General features: G+C 71.8%; 15 protein-coding genes and 1 pseudogene. 6 read left to right on the top strand and 10 right to left on the bottom strand.

The genetic code is table 11. The features are described from left to right. The first annotated feature begins 115 nt into the window (after positions 1 to 115). The 3 genes and pseudogenes from CLV52_RS04190 (at position 116) to CLV52_RS04175 (ending at position 2,383) form a co-directional block, all read left to right on the top strand. A complete protein-coding gene (locus CLV52_RS04190) occupies positions 116 to 1,645 on the top strand; it encodes a SulP family inorganic anion transporter (protein ID WP_133765026.1) in 1,530 nt (509 codons plus the stop codon). A 78-nt stretch (positions 1,646 to 1,723) separates the two neighbouring features. Then, positions 1,724 to 1,882 (top strand): annotated as a pseudogene (locus CLV52_RS18855) (chromate transporter); the annotation flags it as partial. Between the two features lie 273 nt (positions 1,883 to 2,155). Then, positions 2,156 to 2,383: a hypothetical protein gene (locus tag CLV52_RS04175; RefSeq protein ID WP_133765025.1), complete on the top strand. Its 228-nt coding sequence runs from the start codon at positions 2,156 to 2,158 to the stop codon at positions 2,381 to 2,383. 27 nt (positions 2,384 to 2,410) lie between these two features. Here the strand turns inward: CLV52_RS04175 and CLV52_RS04170 are convergent, their stop codons facing one another. The 5 genes from CLV52_RS04170 to katG all read right to left on the bottom strand — a co-directional run bounded on the left by CLV52_RS04170 (position 2,411) and on the right by katG (position 6,560). Next, a complete protein-coding gene (locus tag CLV52_RS04170) occupies positions 2,411 to 2,611 on the bottom strand; it encodes a three-helix bundle dimerization domain-containing protein (RefSeq protein WP_133765024.1) in 201 nt (66 codons plus the stop codon). Between the two features lie 89 nt (positions 2,612 to 2,700). Further along, positions 2,701 to 3,039 carry a DUF202 domain-containing protein gene (locus CLV52_RS04165; protein ID WP_133765023.1) on the bottom strand — a complete coding sequence of 113 codons (339 nt, stop codon included), beginning with the start codon at positions 3,037 to 3,039 and terminating at the stop codon, positions 2,701 to 2,703. Further along, positions 3,036 to 3,407: a YidH family protein gene (locus CLV52_RS04160; RefSeq protein WP_133765022.1), complete on the bottom strand. Its 372-nt coding sequence runs from the start codon at positions 3,405 to 3,407 to the stop codon at positions 3,036 to 3,038. Before CLV52_RS04160 ends, CLV52_RS04165 begins: the two co-directional genes overlap by 4 nt. Before the next feature lie 67 nt (positions 3,408 to 3,474). Further along, the gene (locus CLV52_RS04155) at positions 3,475 to 4,200 is read right to left on the bottom strand and encodes a VIT1/CCC1 transporter family protein (protein ID WP_162850700.1); all 726 of its coding nucleotides are present in this window, start codon (positions 4,198 to 4,200) and stop codon (positions 3,475 to 3,477) included. Between the two features lie 38 nt (positions 4,201 to 4,238). Next, positions 4,239 to 6,560 carry a catalase/peroxidase HPI gene (gene katG / locus CLV52_RS04150; protein WP_133765020.1) on the bottom strand — a complete coding sequence of 774 codons (2,322 nt, stop codon included), beginning with the start codon at positions 6,558 to 6,560 and terminating at the stop codon, positions 4,239 to 4,241. 340 nt (positions 6,561 to 6,900) lie between these two features. Here katG and CLV52_RS04145 point away from each other — a divergent pair, with 340 nt between their 5' ends. Beyond that, positions 6,901 to 7,308, top strand: a complete 408-nt coding sequence (locus CLV52_RS04145) for a cation efflux transmembrane domain-containing protein (RefSeq protein WP_246017953.1) — start codon at positions 6,901 to 6,903, stop codon at positions 7,306 to 7,308. A 12-nt stretch (positions 7,309 to 7,320) separates the two neighbouring features. On the opposite strand, the gene CLV52_RS04140 is transcribed toward CLV52_RS04145, so the two are convergent. Next, the gene (locus CLV52_RS04140) at positions 7,321 to 7,662 is read right to left on the bottom strand and encodes a YciI family protein (protein ID WP_133765018.1); all 342 of its coding nucleotides are present in this window, start codon (positions 7,660 to 7,662) and stop codon (positions 7,321 to 7,323) included. Between the two features lie 240 nt (positions 7,663 to 7,902). Between CLV52_RS04140 and CLV52_RS04135 the strand changes: the two genes are divergently transcribed. Continuing rightward, on the top strand, positions 7,903 to 8,478 hold the full coding sequence (locus CLV52_RS04135; RefSeq protein WP_211342599.1) for a Chromate resistance protein ChrB: 576 nt from the start codon (positions 7,903 to 7,905) through the stop codon (positions 8,476 to 8,478). A gap of 66 nt (positions 8,479 to 8,544) precedes the next feature. Here the strand turns inward: CLV52_RS04135 and CLV52_RS04130 are convergent, their stop codons facing one another. The 4 genes from CLV52_RS04130 to CLV52_RS04115 all read right to left on the bottom strand — a co-directional run bounded on the left by CLV52_RS04130 (position 8,545) and on the right by CLV52_RS04115 (position 12,239). Beyond that, positions 8,545 to 8,805: a DUF6458 family protein gene (locus tag CLV52_RS04130; protein WP_133765017.1), complete on the bottom strand. Its 261-nt coding sequence runs from the start codon at positions 8,803 to 8,805 to the stop codon at positions 8,545 to 8,547. Between the two features lie 276 nt (positions 8,806 to 9,081). Then, complete coding sequence (locus CLV52_RS04125; RefSeq protein ID WP_133765016.1) at positions 9,082 to 10,413, bottom strand: HNH endonuclease signature motif containing protein; 1,332 nt, start codon at positions 10,411 to 10,413, stop codon at positions 9,082 to 9,084. A 174-nt stretch (positions 10,414 to 10,587) separates the two neighbouring features. Further along, positions 10,588 to 11,397: a DUF1206 domain-containing protein gene (locus CLV52_RS04120; protein ID WP_133765015.1), complete on the bottom strand. Its 810-nt coding sequence runs from the start codon at positions 11,395 to 11,397 to the stop codon at positions 10,588 to 10,590. Beyond that, positions 11,394 to 12,239, bottom strand: coding sequence for a phosphatase PAP2 family protein (locus CLV52_RS04115; RefSeq protein WP_133765014.1), 846 nt, complete (start codon positions 12,237 to 12,239; stop codon positions 11,394 to 11,396). The genes CLV52_RS04120 and CLV52_RS04115 overlap by 4 nt, the downstream gene beginning before the upstream one ends. 272 nt (positions 12,240 to 12,511) lie before the next feature. Between CLV52_RS04115 and CLV52_RS04110 the strand changes: the two genes are divergently transcribed. Continuing rightward, the gene (locus tag CLV52_RS04110) at positions 12,512 to 13,909 is read left to right on the top strand and encodes a glycosyltransferase family 2 protein (protein ID WP_133765013.1); all 1,398 of its coding nucleotides are present in this window, start codon (positions 12,512 to 12,514) and stop codon (positions 13,907 to 13,909) included. The last annotated feature ends 1 nt before the right edge of the window (position 13,910 follow it).

The following is a 13,910-nucleotide window of genomic DNA, read 5'->3' as shown; positions in this document are numbered from 1 at the left end:
CGCTGTCGCATCGATTGGCGGCCGGTCGGGCCGCCGCGATCGCTCTCCGTGCGCCGCTGCGCCTACGACCTTCTCATTCGATGGCGCGATCGCACGCGCTGGGCAGGAGCCGACCATGCCGACCGACCTGCGACGACTCGTCCTCGACGCGACCGTCGGCGCACCCGAGCGCCACGACTCCGCGCGGGTGATCGACGCCGTCCGGCGGCCGAGGGTCCTCGTCCGCGAGGTGCTCGCGGGCCTCGTCGTCGGCCTTGCCCTCATCCCGGAGGCGATCTCGTTCTCGATCGTCGCCGGCGTCTCGCCGAGCGTCGGGCTCTACTCGTCCGTCGTGATGGCGATCGTGATCTCGATCGTGGGCGGTCGCCGTGCGATGATCAGCGCCGCGACCGGCGCCATCGCGCTCGTCGTCGCTCCCGTGGCGAAGGAGCACGGGCTGCAGTACCTGGTCGCGACGGTGATGCTCGCCGGGGTGCTGCAGATCGTGCTCGGCGCGATCGGGTTCGCGAAGCTGATGCGGTTCATCCCGCGCAGCGTGATGGTCGGGTTCGTCAACTCGCTCGCCATCCTGATCTTCATCGCCCAGCTGCCGCACCTCATCGGCGTCCCCTGGGCCGTCTACCCGTTGGTCGCGCTCGGCATCGCCGCGATCGTCCTCTTCCCGCGTCTCACCAGGGCGGTGCCGGCGCCGCTCGTCGCGGTCGTGCTGATCACGGCGATCGCGGTCTTCGGCGGCGTCCGGATCCCGACCGTCGGCGACGAGGGCGCGTTGCCGAACGGCCTCCCGTCGTTCCTGCTGCCGCAGGTCCCGCTGACGCTCGAGACCCTGCAGATCATCGGCCCCTTCGCGCTCGCTGCGGCCCTGGTCGGACTCATCGAGTCGTTGATGACCGCGAAGCTCGTCGACGACATCACCGAGACCGGGTCGAACAAGACCCGGGAGAGCATCGGGCAGGGGATCGCGCAGATCACCTCCGGGCTCTTCGGCGGCATGGGGGGCTGCGGGATGATCGGCCAGACGATGATCAACGTGCGCGAGTCGGGCGCCCGCACCCGGCTGTCGACCTTCAGCGCCGGGGTGTTCCTGCTGATCCTGATGGTCGTCTTCCACGACCTCGTCGCCGACATCCCCATGGCGGCACTCGTCGCCGTGATGGTGATGGTCTGCGTCGGCACGTTCGACTGGCACAGCATCCGCCCCGCCACGCTGCGCCGCATGCCGCTCGGCGAGACGATCGTCATGGTCGCGACGGTCGCCGTGGTCGTCGCCACGAACGACCTCTCCGTCGGCGTCGTCGTCGGGGTCCTGGCCGCGATGATCGTCTTCGCGCGCCGCGTCGCGCGGTTCGCGTCCGTCGACCGCTCCGTGGACGACAGCGGACAGGTCCGCTACCGCGTCGTCGGCGAGCTCTTCTTCGCCTCCAGCAACGACCTCACCCACCGCTTCGACTACGCCGGCGACCCCGACCGCGTGATCATCGACCTCAGCCGATCGCACATCTGGGACGCCTCCACCGTGGCCGCGCTCGACACCGTCGCCGTCCGGTACGCACGCCACCACAAGACCGTGGTCATCGAGGGCATGAACGACGCCAGCGACCGCTTCCACACCCGCCTCACCGGCACCCTCGCCGGCGGGGAGTGAGCCGGGCGCCCGAGCCCGGGCCGGCGCCTGCCCGAGGCCGTTCTCGCGTTCGTCACGGAGGACCGCCACGATGCAGCGGTGACGGATCCTGCGAGCGCGGTCGATGAACGCGCGCACTCCGATTCGCCGCTGGAGGTGCTCCGGGTCTTCCTGCGCCTCGGGCTGACCTCGTTCGGCGGCCCGATCGCCCACCTCGGGCACTTCCACGAGACGTTCGTGGTGCGGCGGCGGTGGGTCGGCGGGCCGCCGTCGCCGGGCTGGTCGGACTCGCGTGGATCCGCGACGATCCCGCCCCGCCGGCATCAACGCCGGCGTCGTCGGGCCGCTCGCCGCAGCGCTGTACGACCCCGTCTTCACCTCCGGGGTGACCTCCCCGAGCTCGCTCGGAGTCGCGGTCGCGGCGTTCATCGCGCTGACGCGATGGTCCGCAGACGCGCGGGCACCTCCCCCTCCGCGGGATGAGGCGAATGGACGGGTCGCCGCGCCCCGCGAGCGGCGCACACTCGACGCATGGACATCGAGCACTGGTGGGGACGCCTGGACACGACCACGCGGCACTGGCTCATCGCCCACAACGGTGAACCCGTGCCGGGCGACGTGGTCGACGTGATCGTCGCCGCGGGCGGACCGGCGGCGAGCGACGCCTGGTGGTCCCATGAGGACGGACCGCGCAGCTTCTCCTTCCCCGACGACGCGGTGGACCAGGTGGAGACGATCGCGAACGACGAAGCGCCCTGACGGTTCGAGCCCGCCGCGGCCGTGCCGTCAGGCGTTCGACTCGAGCTGCTTCTTCGCCGCCCTGCGAGCGAGGACCGAGACGTAGTCGCGGACCGGATGGCGCGCCAGCTCGTCGACCTGCTCGCGGACCGCGCGCTCCACCTCGACGGGATCGCGATCGGGGAACTTCGTCAGGAGCGTGGTCGTGACCTCGCGGACGACCTGCTCGGCGTCGAAGGATTCAGCCATGGTCCGGACCGTAGGCCCCGCAGGTGAACGGTGCGATGCGATCCGGTCGCGGCCGTCGGCTTCCGGTCCGTGGAGCGGATCGTGCCCGCTCAGCCGGCGCGGAGCAGGACGGCGTAGCCGAGGCCGAGGAGGGCGCCCACGGCGGTGAACACCGTCAGCGCGAGCAGGAGCCCGCCGCCGGGCATCGCCGTCGCGGCGACGCTCCCGCGGAAGACCGCCGCGACCGACGCGTGCCGCCGACGCGCCAGGAGCCACAGGACGGCGGCGGCGAGCACGCCGAGCAGCCCGGTCGCGACGGTCCACCCGCCGAGCACGGGCGGCAGCACCCGCACCGAGACGAGCGCCCCGACCGCGAGGGCGAGCAGGGTGCGCCGCCACGACAGCTCGGTGCGCTCGGGCTGCAGCCCCGGATCCTGCGGCGCGCTCACTGCAGCAGGATGCCGAGGCCGACCAACGCGGCGACGAGCAGCACGCCGACCGCCAGCGGCAGCGTGACGAGCGAGCCCGGCAGCGGACGACCGAGCCGCAGCGCCCGCTCGGTGACCGCCCAGTTCACCCAGGCCAGCGGCGGCACCACCAGTCCCAGCACGAGCAGGATCAGCACCACGGCGATCTGGACGCCGTCCGGGATCGGCAGCCGCACCGCGTTCACGGCGACACCGCCCGCGATCAGCGCCAGGCCGGTGCGGATCCATGCGAGGAACGTCCGCTCGTTCGCGAGGGTGAAGCGGGGGTCCGGCTCCTCACCCCGCCCGTAGACGAAGGTGGGGAAGCGGGTGCTCCGGCCGTCCGTCATGCCGCCACCGTAGTGAAGGCGACCGGCCGGCGGACGTCGTGGTCCGCGTCGAGTCCGTCCGAGATGCTCAGGCGATGCCGCTCGTGCCGAGCAGGCGTCCGATGAGGAACGTCGCGGCGAGCGCGATCGCGCCGCCGACCACGACGCGCAGCGTCGAGCGCGTCTTCGCGCTGCCGCCGACCGTCGCGCTGATGGTGCCGGTCGCAGCGAGTGCGACGAGGACCGCGACGAAGGTGATCGGCACGCGGAGGTCGGGCGGCGGCAGGAGGATCGCGATCATCGGCAGGATCGCGCCGATGAGGAACGACAGCGCTGAGGCGCCGGCGGCCTGCCACGGGCTGACGACGTCGTCCTCCCCGATGCCGAGCTCCGCCTCGAGGTGCGCGGCCAGGGCGTCGTGCGCGGTGAGCTCCTCGGCCACCCGTCGCGCCGTCTCGGCCGTCAGGCCCTTCGCGTCATAGAGCCCGGCGAGCTCGGCGAGCTCCTCATCCGGCGTCGCCCGCAGCTCCTCCCGCTCCTTCGCGATCAGCGCGGTCTGGCTGTCGCGCTGGCTGCTCACGGAGACGTACTCGCCGAGCGCCATGGAGATCGCGCCGCCCACGACGCCCGCCGCGCCGGCCGTGAGGATCGGCGCCGTCGCGGTCGTGGCCCCCGCGACGCCGACGACGATGGCGGCGACGGAGACGATGCCGTCGTTCGCGCCGAGCACGCCGGCCCGCAGCCAGTTCAGCCGGCCGGCCAGCCCGCCGGCGTGCGGTTCGTCGGCGCCCCCCGGCGGCTCGGTCCTCGTCACATCGTCCTCGCGTCCCTGCAGCGTCGTGGTCCCCCGAGTCAAGCAGCCATCGGCCCGGAGCGGTGCGCCCCCTTCACGTCGAACCGGTCGAGCATCATCACCTTGTCCCAGGCCGCGACGAAGTCGGCGACGAAGCGGGGCAGGCCGTCCGACGCCGCGTAGACGTCGACGATCGACCGCAGCTGCGCGTTGCTGCCGAACAGCAGGTCGGCGCGCGTCGCGGAGAAGCGCGCCTCCCCCGTCGCCTGCACGGTCCCGGTGAAGGTCGTCTCCGTCTCGTCGTCCTTCGTCCACACGAGCTCGGTGTCCGTCAGGTGCACGAAGAAGTCGGTGGAGAGCACGCCGATCCGGTCGGTGAACACGCCGGCGGCGGAGCCGTCCGCATTCGCACCGAGGACCCGGAGCCCGCCGGTCAGCACGGTCCACTCGGGCGCCGTCAGCGTCAGGAGGTTCGCCCGATCGAGGAACACCGCCTCGGGCGCGACGCCCGGGGCGACCGCCGGGAAGTCCGCGTCGAGGTGGTTCCGGAAGCCGTCGGCGACGGGTCGGAGCCACTCGAACATCTCGACGTCGGTGAGCTCCTGCGTCGTGTCGACGCGGCCGGGCGTGAAGGGCACGGCGGTCGGGACGCCGGCGTCGCGCGCCGCCTGCTCGACCGCGGCGCACCCGCCGAGCACGATGAGATCCGCCAGCGACACGCGCTTCCCACCCGCGGCCGAGCCGTCGAAGTCGGCCTTCACCCGCCGCAGCGCGTCGACCACGGGCACGGTGCGGCGGTTGACGGCCCAGTCCCGCTGCGGCGCGAGCGCGAGCCTGCCGCCGTTCGCTCCGCCGCGCTTGTCGCTGTCGCGGTAGGTCGACGCGGCGGAGAACGCGGTGAAAGCGAGGTCGGACACCGAGAGTCCGGTCGCGAGGATCGTCCGCTTCAGCGCCTCGACGTCGTCCCCGTCGATCGGGGCCCCGTCCGCCTCCGGCAGCGGGTCCTGCCAGAGGAGGTCGTCCTCGATGGTCGCCTCCGGCCCGAGGTAGCGGAACCTCGGCCCCATGTCGCGGTGCGTGAGCTTGTACCAGGCCTTCGAGAAGGCGAGCGTGAAGGTGTCGAAGTCGGCGAGGAACTTCTCGCACACCTTCCGGTACTCGGGGTCGACCTTCAGCGCGATGTCCGAGGTCATCATCATCAGCGGGTGGCTGACGCCCGGCACGTGGGCGTCGGGCGTCCTCGGCGCGTCCGGGTCGGTCGGCGTCCACTGCAGCGCCCCGGCGGGGCTCCTCGTCTGCTCGTAGTCGTAGGCGAACAGGTTCTCGAGGTAGGTGTTGTCCCACCGCAGCGGGTTCGGCGTCCAGCTGCCCTCGATGCCGTTCGTCATCGTGTGCCGGCCGTTCCCGGAGCCCTCCGGGTTGTGCCAGCCCAGGCCCATCGCCTCGATGGGCGCGATCTCCGGGGGCGGCCCGATGCGGTCCGCCTTCACCTGCCCGTGGCTCTTGCCGAAGGCGTGCCCGCCGGCGATCAGCGCGACGGTCTCCTCGTCGTTCATCGCCATCCGGGTGAACGTCGTGCGGATGTCGCGGGCCGAACCGAGCGGGTCGCCGTTCGCGTACGGCCCCTCCGGGTTCACGTAGATGAGGGCCTGGTGCGATGCGGCGAGCGGGCTCTGGAGGTCGTAGCCGGCGTCGCCGTTCTTCCCGTGCCACCGCTGGTCGCGCTGGACCATGTCGTCGGAGCTGTGGACGTCGTGCGGGTTCCAGACCTCCGGACCCCACCAGGTGCCCTCGTCGGGCTCCCAGGCGTCGAGGCGACCGCCCGCGAAGCCGTACGTCCGCAGGCCCATCAGCTCGAGCGCGCAGTTGCCGGTGAGGACCATGAGGTCGGCCCAGGAGAGGGCGGCCCCGTACCGGTGCTTGATCGGCTGCAGCAGCCGGCGCGACTTGTCGGTGTTGCCGTTGTCCCACCAGCTGCTGATCGGTGCGAACCGCTGCATCGCGGTCCCGGCTCCGCCGCGGCCGTCGGCGATGCGGTACGTCCCGGCGGCGTGCCAGGCCATCCGCACCATCTGCGGGCCGTAGTTGCCGTAGTCGGCCGGCCACCAGTCGACGGAGGTCGTCAGCAACCGCTTGATGTCCGCCTTCAGCGCCTCGAGATCGATCTTCGCGAACTCTGCGGCGTAGTCGAAGTCCGCGCCGAGCGGATCCGCGTCGAGCCCGTTGCGGTGCAGCAGCTCCACCCGCAGACGTTGCGGGTACCAGGCCTCGAGGGACGGCGACTGGCCGAACGTCCCGCCGAGGCGATCGCCGCCCGCGGGCAGCCGCGCCGCCATGTGGTGGCTGCTGGTGTCCGTCCTGTCGGTCCGATCCGCGCTCATGGTCGTTCCTCCCGGTCCTCGGGGTCCGTTCGGCATCGAGCGCACGGATCGACGATCCGCTGCAGCGAGGTCCGACCACGTCGCCCCATCGACGCCACCCTGCCGCATCGGCAGACCCCTGACCACGCAGGCAAGGCGAGCCTGCGCACCGGTCACGTCCGGAGCAGGAACCAGAGGCCTCCCTCGCCGTTCCGGCATGCACGACCGCTCCCGAACCATTGCTTCCGATCCAACGGCCCGAAGCGGATGAGCGCATTCGAAGCGCTTCCAGCGCGTTCGCACGCGCGTCCACAGTGAACGGGGGCTCGACTCCCTGATCGAGATCGGCGCGAGCACGGTCGTGCTGTGGGAGCTGCGCGGGACGTCGGAGGCGCGGACCAGGCGAGCACTGCGACTCATCGGCATCGCCTTCGTGCTGCTCGCGGTCTACGTCACCGTCGCGTCGCTGGGCGCGCTCATCTCCGGGCACCGGCCGGACGGCAGCCCGGGCGGCATCGCGTGGACCGCGGTCACCGCGGCCGTCATGTTCGTGCTCGCCGCGCTGAAGACGCGCACCGGCCGGGCGCTGCACAACGAGGTACTGATCACCGAAGGACCTGTGACACTGATCGACGGGATTCTCGCGACGGCCGTGCTGCTCGGCGTCGCCGCGAACACCGCGCTCGGCTGGTGGTGGGCGGACCCGGTCGCCGGGCTCGTCATCGTGTTCTCCGCGCTCCGGGAGGCGCTGCAGGTCCTCCGGGGCTGAGCGCGCGACGCCTCAGGCGTCCGGGTCGTCCATGAAGGCGCGCAGCTCCTGCCGGCATCGACACGCGGCCGCCATCCTGGCCGCCCAGGCGACGGCCTCGTCCCGCGTCGACAGATCGAGCACCGCGTACCCTCCCTCGATGCGCTCCGTCTGCGGGTAGGTCCCGGGCGTCACCGACCCGTCGGCGCCGACGAGGACGGGCGCGACGCTCTCGTCGATGCCGCCGCCGAACACCCACACGCCGGCGGCCTTCGCCTCGCGCACGAGTGCGTGCGCCGCGTCGGCAGCGGCCTGCAGGCCGCCGTCGGAGAGGTCCATCTCCCCGCTCGGGAACGAGATCAGGTACTTCGTCATGACGCCCTCCCGGCTGCGATCGCGCCCGCCGAAGCGGTTGATGTGCACACCGTACACATCAGCGGGGACCGAAAGCCAGGGGCTCCTCAGCGGCGATCGGGAGCCTGCAGAGACTCGGATTCCGGCCCGCTCGATCCCTGCGAGCACCGCGATGCAGGCGCACCTCCCACCGCCTGTTGCACCGCGCCGCATAGCATGCGGTTGTAACGCACGTCACACAGCGTTGGAGGAGTTCCTGCCGTGACCGAGGTGTCGTCCTGGATCCTGCTGCTGCCGAGCCTGCCGTCGGAGCCCTCGCGGCACCGCGTCGCCGTGTGGCGGGAGCTCCGTCGGCTCGGTGCCGCACCGATCGGCTCCGGCGCGTGGTTGCTGCCGAACAGCGAGCCGTTCGCGGGCGGGGTCGAGCGCGTGCAGGCGGTGGCCGTGCGCGAGGGCGGCACGATCGCGGTGCTCGACGGCACGCCACGTGACGCGATGGCCGCGGACACGCTCCGCACCGCGTTCGCCCGGGTGCGGATCGACGAGTGGACCGAATTCCTCGACGAGTGCCGCAAGTTCATGGCGGAGATCGACAAGGAGTTCGCCAAGGAGAAGTTCACCCTCGGCGAGCTCGAGGAGGAGGAGCAGAGTCTCGAGCGCCTGAAGCGCTGGTTCGGCACCCTGCTGGAGCGCGACGTGCTCGGCCTGCAGGAGGCGACCGACGCGGCAGCGGCGCTGGCGCGGTGCGAGGCGCGTCTCGGGGAGTACGCGGAGCGGGTGCTCGACGAGAACGCCGGCCCGGACGGGACGCGGCCGGGCGGCTCCGCGAGCTGGTGATCGCTCGTCGGACGCGAGAACGGGGAGGGGGTGCCGAACGGCACCCCCTCCCCGTCACGTTCGGGCCTAGAAGTCCTCGGGGCCGCTCGTGCGCGTGGTGCGGCTGCCCGCGATAACGGGCTCCCCCGCGACCGGCTCGGCGGTCGTGGTGGTCACCGAGCGGCGACCGCGGATGGCGAGCGCCAGGCCGATGACGAAGACGACGACGCCCGCGACCATCAGGACGTAGCCCGCGGTCCCGAGGTCGATGAAGGCGGTCTGCACGTGCACCGCGAACGCGAGGATCGCGCCGATCACGAAGAGCACGACGCCGGTTCCCATGGTCATGGGCGGACTCCGATCTTGGGACTCATCAGGGATGAATCGATTTGCTGTGATGTTCGCTGCACGTCGCAGCAAGAAGAATTGATAACGGCGACGAATGGGAATTCGCTGCGAAATAGGGCGAGTGAGCCGACCCCAATTCTGGGGGCAGAATTCCTCGAAATCGCGAATGCGGGAGATCTCCCGCGAACTCGCGCCACCGCGTCGCCGATGGCCGAAGCGCGTGCGAATCTCGCGTCGAACCACAGCCCCGCTGGCCCGCTGGCCGCCCAGAACACGTCATGCCGCGACCGGCGGTATCCGCCCGCCGGGTCGCCGCTTCCCGGTCGGGTCGACCCACGGTGGTGGCGTCCACCACCACCTGCCGTCGTCCCGGTCGATCTGCCACCCGTGTACGTCGTGCAGCAGATGGCACCGCCAACACAGCAGTACCCCGTTGTCGATCGAGGTCGATCCGTATCCGGCGGGTCGGATGTGCGCGCCGTCGCACCAGGACGGTGGGGCGTCGCAGCCCGGACCCGCGCAGCCGCCATCCCGGACCGCCATCGCCCGCCGTTGGGCTTCGGTGAAGAACCGGCGCCCGGTGCCGAGGTCCAGCGGCTGGGACTTCCCGCCGAGCACGACCGGGATGATCTCCGCATCGGCCGCGAGCATCCGTGCGACCGAGGCAGAGATCTGGGTGCCGCAGTCGGGCAGTTCGGCGGTGCCGAGTCCGGTGCGGAGGGCTTCTTCGGTCATGGTGACGAGGAGGGTGACGGCGGTGCCGGCGATCTGGCCGTCGTCGACCTGGATCGCTTTCTTCGCGATCAGGCGGATGCCGTCGACCCACTGCTGCTCTACCGGCCGCCGGTCGGTTGTGGCCAGATCGGCCCCGTCCTGGTCCGGGGTGACGAGGATCGGGCGCCGGGTGGGGCTGTTGGCCTCGACCGCGGTCTTGAGGAACCCGTCGGTGAGGGTGTCGAGGTCGAGCGTCCACCGGACCAGCCCGTTGCGGAGGTGCCGCCGCTTGACCGTCGGGATCGGGGTCGGTTCGCCCCGGTCGGGGCGTCCGCCGTCGGGGTTGGCGTGCTCGGGGACGCGGTTGAGCCAGCGGAGGAGATCGTTGGGTGCCCAGCCTTCGGCGGCGGTGTCGAGGAGCGTCCGCTCGAGGTCGTCGAGCTCCCATGGCGCCAGCCCGGGCGCGCAGTCGGCGAGGGTGCGGCGCATCGCCGTGGCGATCTCGGGGTCGAGGAGGCCGGCGGCGAAGGCTTCGGCGATCTGCGGGCAGGTCGCCGGGAGTGTCTCGCCGGTCATCGCCTCCCGCGGCCGGAACGCTTCACCCGATGCGACCACGGTCGCGGCGGTCGAGCGCGGCATCCCGGTGACCTGGGACACGAGGTTGGCGGCGTTGGCGGCGCCCTGCTTGCGGGCGAGGGAGTCGTCCCGGTTCTCGGATCGCCGGGCGACCTCCCCGGCGAGGGTGGTCTCCTCCGCCTGGGCCAGCCGGCGCAGTCTCGCGACCGCGGACAGCCGGTCGAGGAGTGCCTGGTCGGAGACGAACCGGAGGGCGTCGTCGGCGAGGCAGGCGTAGGTGTCCGCCTGCTCGAGGAGCGCCTCCGCCGTCCGGGTCATGGGGGTATTCGAGCACGGGGCACTGACATTCGAACCCGATCTGGGTCAGGTGTTTTCCGTTCTGCGGAAGGCGCGGCGGGCCAGGTCGGTGCCGAGGGTGCTGAGTGGTTCCGAGGCTCGCTTCGCTCGCACCTCAACCACCGAAGGACAGAGGTCCCGGTTGTCGAGCCCGGGTCAGAGGCGGGCGTACCGCGCTCGGACGAAGGTGTAGATCCCGAAGGCCACCAAGCCGATGGCGATCAACACGAGCAGGATCCTGCCGAACGGGATCGACGTCAGCGCCCGCAGGCCGCCGTCGAGCCCGGACGCGCGGCCTGGATCGAGCGTGACCGCTGCGACGATGAACAGCACGCCGACCGCCACGACCGCGATCCCCTTCGCCACGTACCCGACGATCGCGAGCGCGGACACCACGGTGCCGGCCGTGCCGGACGGCATCGCCAGGTCCTTGCGGAAGCCGCGGCGAGCGCCCTTGACGATCATGTACACGCCGACGCCCGTCGCGATGAGGCCGACGAGGACGAGCAGCACCTGCCCGCCGGGCATCTTGAGCACGTCCGAGCTGGCGCTCTCGGTCGCCGTCCGGGAGTCGGAGGAGCTGCCCCGGGCGAAGGCCAGCGCCGTGAAGGCGAGCGCCGCGTAGGCGGCCGCCTTCCCTGCGTTCTGCAGGATGCGACTCCAACGCTTGCTGTCCTGCGCGCCGACGGCGAAGACGGCCGCGAGGACCAGCCAGAGGGCGAGCCCGAAGAGACCGACGGTCATCACCCACAGCAGCACCGGGCCGCCGGGGAGCTTCCCGACCTCCTGGATCGCGCCGGACTGGTCGGACCGCGCGCTCTGGTGCAGGGCGACGCGGAGGGCGAGGAGGCCGAGCGCGATGTGGATCGCTGCGCTCGCGACGAACCCGGCGCGGGCGAGACCGCGGAGGACCGGGCTGGTGCGCGCCGATCCGGCGGCGGATCGGGCGCGGGTGGTCGCGCTCATCGCGTCCCTCCTCGTTCGGTCGAGTCGGCGTGCGCCGACGGGTGGTCGCGGGCGACGAACGCCGCCTGCTCGCGCGGCCGCTCCGGGTCGCCCTGCCGCCGCGTCGTGTGCCTCGTGTCGACGATCACGACCACGGCGACGATCGCCATGGAGAGGCCGATCGAGCCGGTCACGTCGGTGAACCAGTGGTAGCCGAGGTAGAGGCGGCTGACCACCTGCGCGACGACGAGCCCCACCGCGACGACCACGGCTGCCACCGTGAACCAGCGCCGTCGCACCCTCGTCGCGAGCAGGTACGCGGTGATGAGGAAGAAGTCGCTCATGCCGAGGACGTGGCCGGACGGGAAGGAGAAGGTGTGGTCGGGTCCGAGCAGCATGTCGGCGATCGGCGGCCGCGGATGCCGGATGATCGGCGCGAGGACCTGGGCGAGCAGCACCCCGGTCACCATGCCGGCGAGCAGGAGCAGCGGGCGCCACAGGTGCCGGGCGAGCACGATCCAGACGACGAGGGTGATCGCGACGACGATCGGCATCCCCACGGGGCCGAACAGCAGCGCCAGGACGACCATCACGCCGGTGCGGTCGGGCTCCCGCCGCGCGTCGAACCAGGACTCGATCGGCCGGTCGAACGTCTGGAGGCCGGTGTGCGTGAGCACGCCGATCAGCGCGGCGAAGAAGACGATCAGGCCGATGACCGCGAGGACGACCGCGCGCCTCGACCGTCGACGGCTCTGCCCTTCGTCGAGGGTGCGCGGCTCCACGAGCAGACGGGATCGACGGCCTCCCGGCCGGACGCCCGCGGCGGACCGGCTCGGATGCTCGACGTGCGACGGCGCTGCCATGACGCCTCCTCAGCGATGCGATGTAACAGGTGTTATACGGCATCAGTTCGGTTCCGAACCAGGACAGCGGCGCTGCGGACGGACCCGGCCCTCGGTCGACGCCACCCCATTCCGAGGCGCACCCGCAGTGGGTCTGGGCGACGCCCCCGACCCGCCCTACCGTCGATCGCGCGACGTCCCCCAGCGTCGCCCGCGCGGCCGTCCCCGGGCCGCCCGCCGATGGCGGCGTCGCTCCTCCCCGGTTCGGCGCGCCCGCATGAAGAGACCCCCGAATGCCGCAGTCCGTCACTCCCGATCTGCTCGACCTTGAGCGCCTGCTCGACCCGCCCGCCCGCCGGCACGTGGAGGACGCGCGCATCGCGGCGATCCTCCCCGCCTACAACGAGGAGGCGAGCATCGGCGCGACCATCGAGTCGCTGCTCGCGCAGACCCGCGTCCCCGACGCCGTCTTCGTCCTCGTCAACAACTCCACCGATGAGACCTACTGGGTCGCCCGCGAGTACCAGGGCGAGCACCGGCGGTCGTACCGCGACAGCCTCATGACCTGCACGGTGACAGTCGTCGACATGGGCGAGGTGCCGGACAAGAAGGTCGGCGCGCTCAACTACGGCTTCGCGCTGGCGAAGGACTACGACTACCTGCTCGGCGTCGACGGGGACACGGTCCTCGACCGTCGGTGCGTGCAGCACCTGACGGAGGAGATCGTCTCGGACAGCCGCATCGGCGGCGTCTCCGCGATCTACGGCTTCGACCAGGACGTCGCGCGCACCCCGCTGCAGCGCTTCCTCGTGCGGTCGCAGCGCTTCCAGTTCGCCGGCTTCAACATGGACAACCTGCTGCGGTCGCGGAACATGGCCGTGCTGGGCGGCCAGTGCTCGCTGCTCAACGTCGCGGCGATGAAGCGCACGATGATCGCGAACCGGCAGGACACCCCGTGGGTCGTCGACTCGGAGATCGAGGACTCGCTCCTCTCCCTCCAGCTGCGCTCCGCCGGCTACCGGACGAAGATCTCGGCCTCCGCCCGCGCCTCCGTCGGCGCGATGACGACGATCCGGTCGCTCGACGCCCAGCAGGTCAAGTGGAACGCGGGCGGCGTGGAGCTGATCCTCGGCAACCCGCTGCACCCGAACCTCCGGCTCCGGTGGCGCGAGAACGTCGCGATGCTGATGAACCTCGCCTCACGGGTGCTCTTCGTCGCGCTCGCTGCCGCCGCGCTCTCGATCCACGCGTTCGAGTTCGCCTGGTGGTGGGTGATCCCGCCCGTCGTGTCCGTCCTCCTCGCGGTGCGGACGGCCACGAGCATGCGCGGCTGGACCGGCCGCGACGTCCTCTACGCCCTCGCGTTCGTGCCCGGCGAGGCGTACATGCTGCTGCGCGGCGTCCACTTCCTGAAGGCGTGGACGCAGGTACTGAGCCGGTCGGAGCGCGACAACTGGGCGGCGCAGGCCCGGGCCGAGAGCGGTCAGGGCGGCGCGGGCGGCGTGATCCTCGCCGTGCTGGGCGGCGCCGCGATCGCGGCGGTCGTGGGCTGGGGCTGGCTGCAGCTCGACGCCGTCTGGCAGCACCTGCTGCTCACCGTCGGGTGGACCGCGCTCGCGGCCGTGACGGTGGCGCAGACGCTCGCGATGCTGCGGAAGCTGTTCCGCCGCCACCGCGGCTTCACCGCCTGAG

Origin of the sequence: Amnibacterium kyonggiense (assembly GCF_004364555.1) — a bacterium.
Lineage (GTDB): Bacteria > Actinomycetota > Actinomycetes > Actinomycetales > Microbacteriaceae > Amnibacterium > Amnibacterium kyonggiense.
The sequence above is the reverse complement of the archived record's forward strand: the minus strand, read 5'-3'. Positions and strand labels throughout refer to the sequence as shown.

Bases quoted from the DNA above. Each gene is read 5' to 3' on its own strand.
- CLV52_RS04175 (WP_133765025.1), top strand. From the start codon at position 2,156: ATGGACATCGAGCACTGGTGGGGACGCCTGGACACGACCACGCGGCAC.
- CLV52_RS04140 (WP_133765018.1), bottom strand. From the start codon at position 7,662: ATGACGAAGTACCTGATCTCGTTCCCGAGCGGGGAGATGGACCTCTCC.
- CLV52_RS04115 (WP_133765014.1), bottom strand. From the start codon at position 12,239: ATGGCAGCGCCGTCGCACGTCGAGCATCCGAGCCGGTCCGCCGCGGGC.
- CLV52_RS04170 (WP_133765024.1), bottom strand. From the start codon at position 2,611: ATGGCTGAATCCTTCGACGCCGAGCAGGTCGTCCGCGAGGTCACGACC.
- CLV52_RS04160 (WP_133765022.1), bottom strand. From the start codon at position 3,407: ATGACGGACGGCCGGAGCACCCGCTTCCCCACCTTCGTCTACGGGCGG.
- CLV52_RS04125 (WP_133765016.1), bottom strand. From the start codon at position 10,413: ATGACCCGGACGGCGGAGGCGCTCCTCGAGCAGGCGGACACCTACGCC.
- CLV52_RS04110 (WP_133765013.1), top strand. From the start codon at position 12,512: ATGCCGCAGTCCGTCACTCCCGATCTGCTCGACCTTGAGCGCCTGCTC.
- katG (WP_133765020.1), bottom strand. From the start codon at position 6,560: ATGAGCGCGGATCGGACCGACAGGACGGACACCAGCAGCCACCACATG.
- CLV52_RS04130 (WP_133765017.1), bottom strand. From the start codon at position 8,805: ATGACCATGGGAACCGGCGTCGTGCTCTTCGTGATCGGCGCGATCCTC.
- CLV52_RS04120 (WP_133765015.1), bottom strand. From the start codon at position 11,397: ATGAGCGCGACCACCCGCGCCCGATCCGCCGCCGGATCGGCGCGCACC.
- CLV52_RS04190 (WP_133765026.1), top strand. From the start codon at position 116: ATGCCGACCGACCTGCGACGACTCGTCCTCGACGCGACCGTCGGCGCA.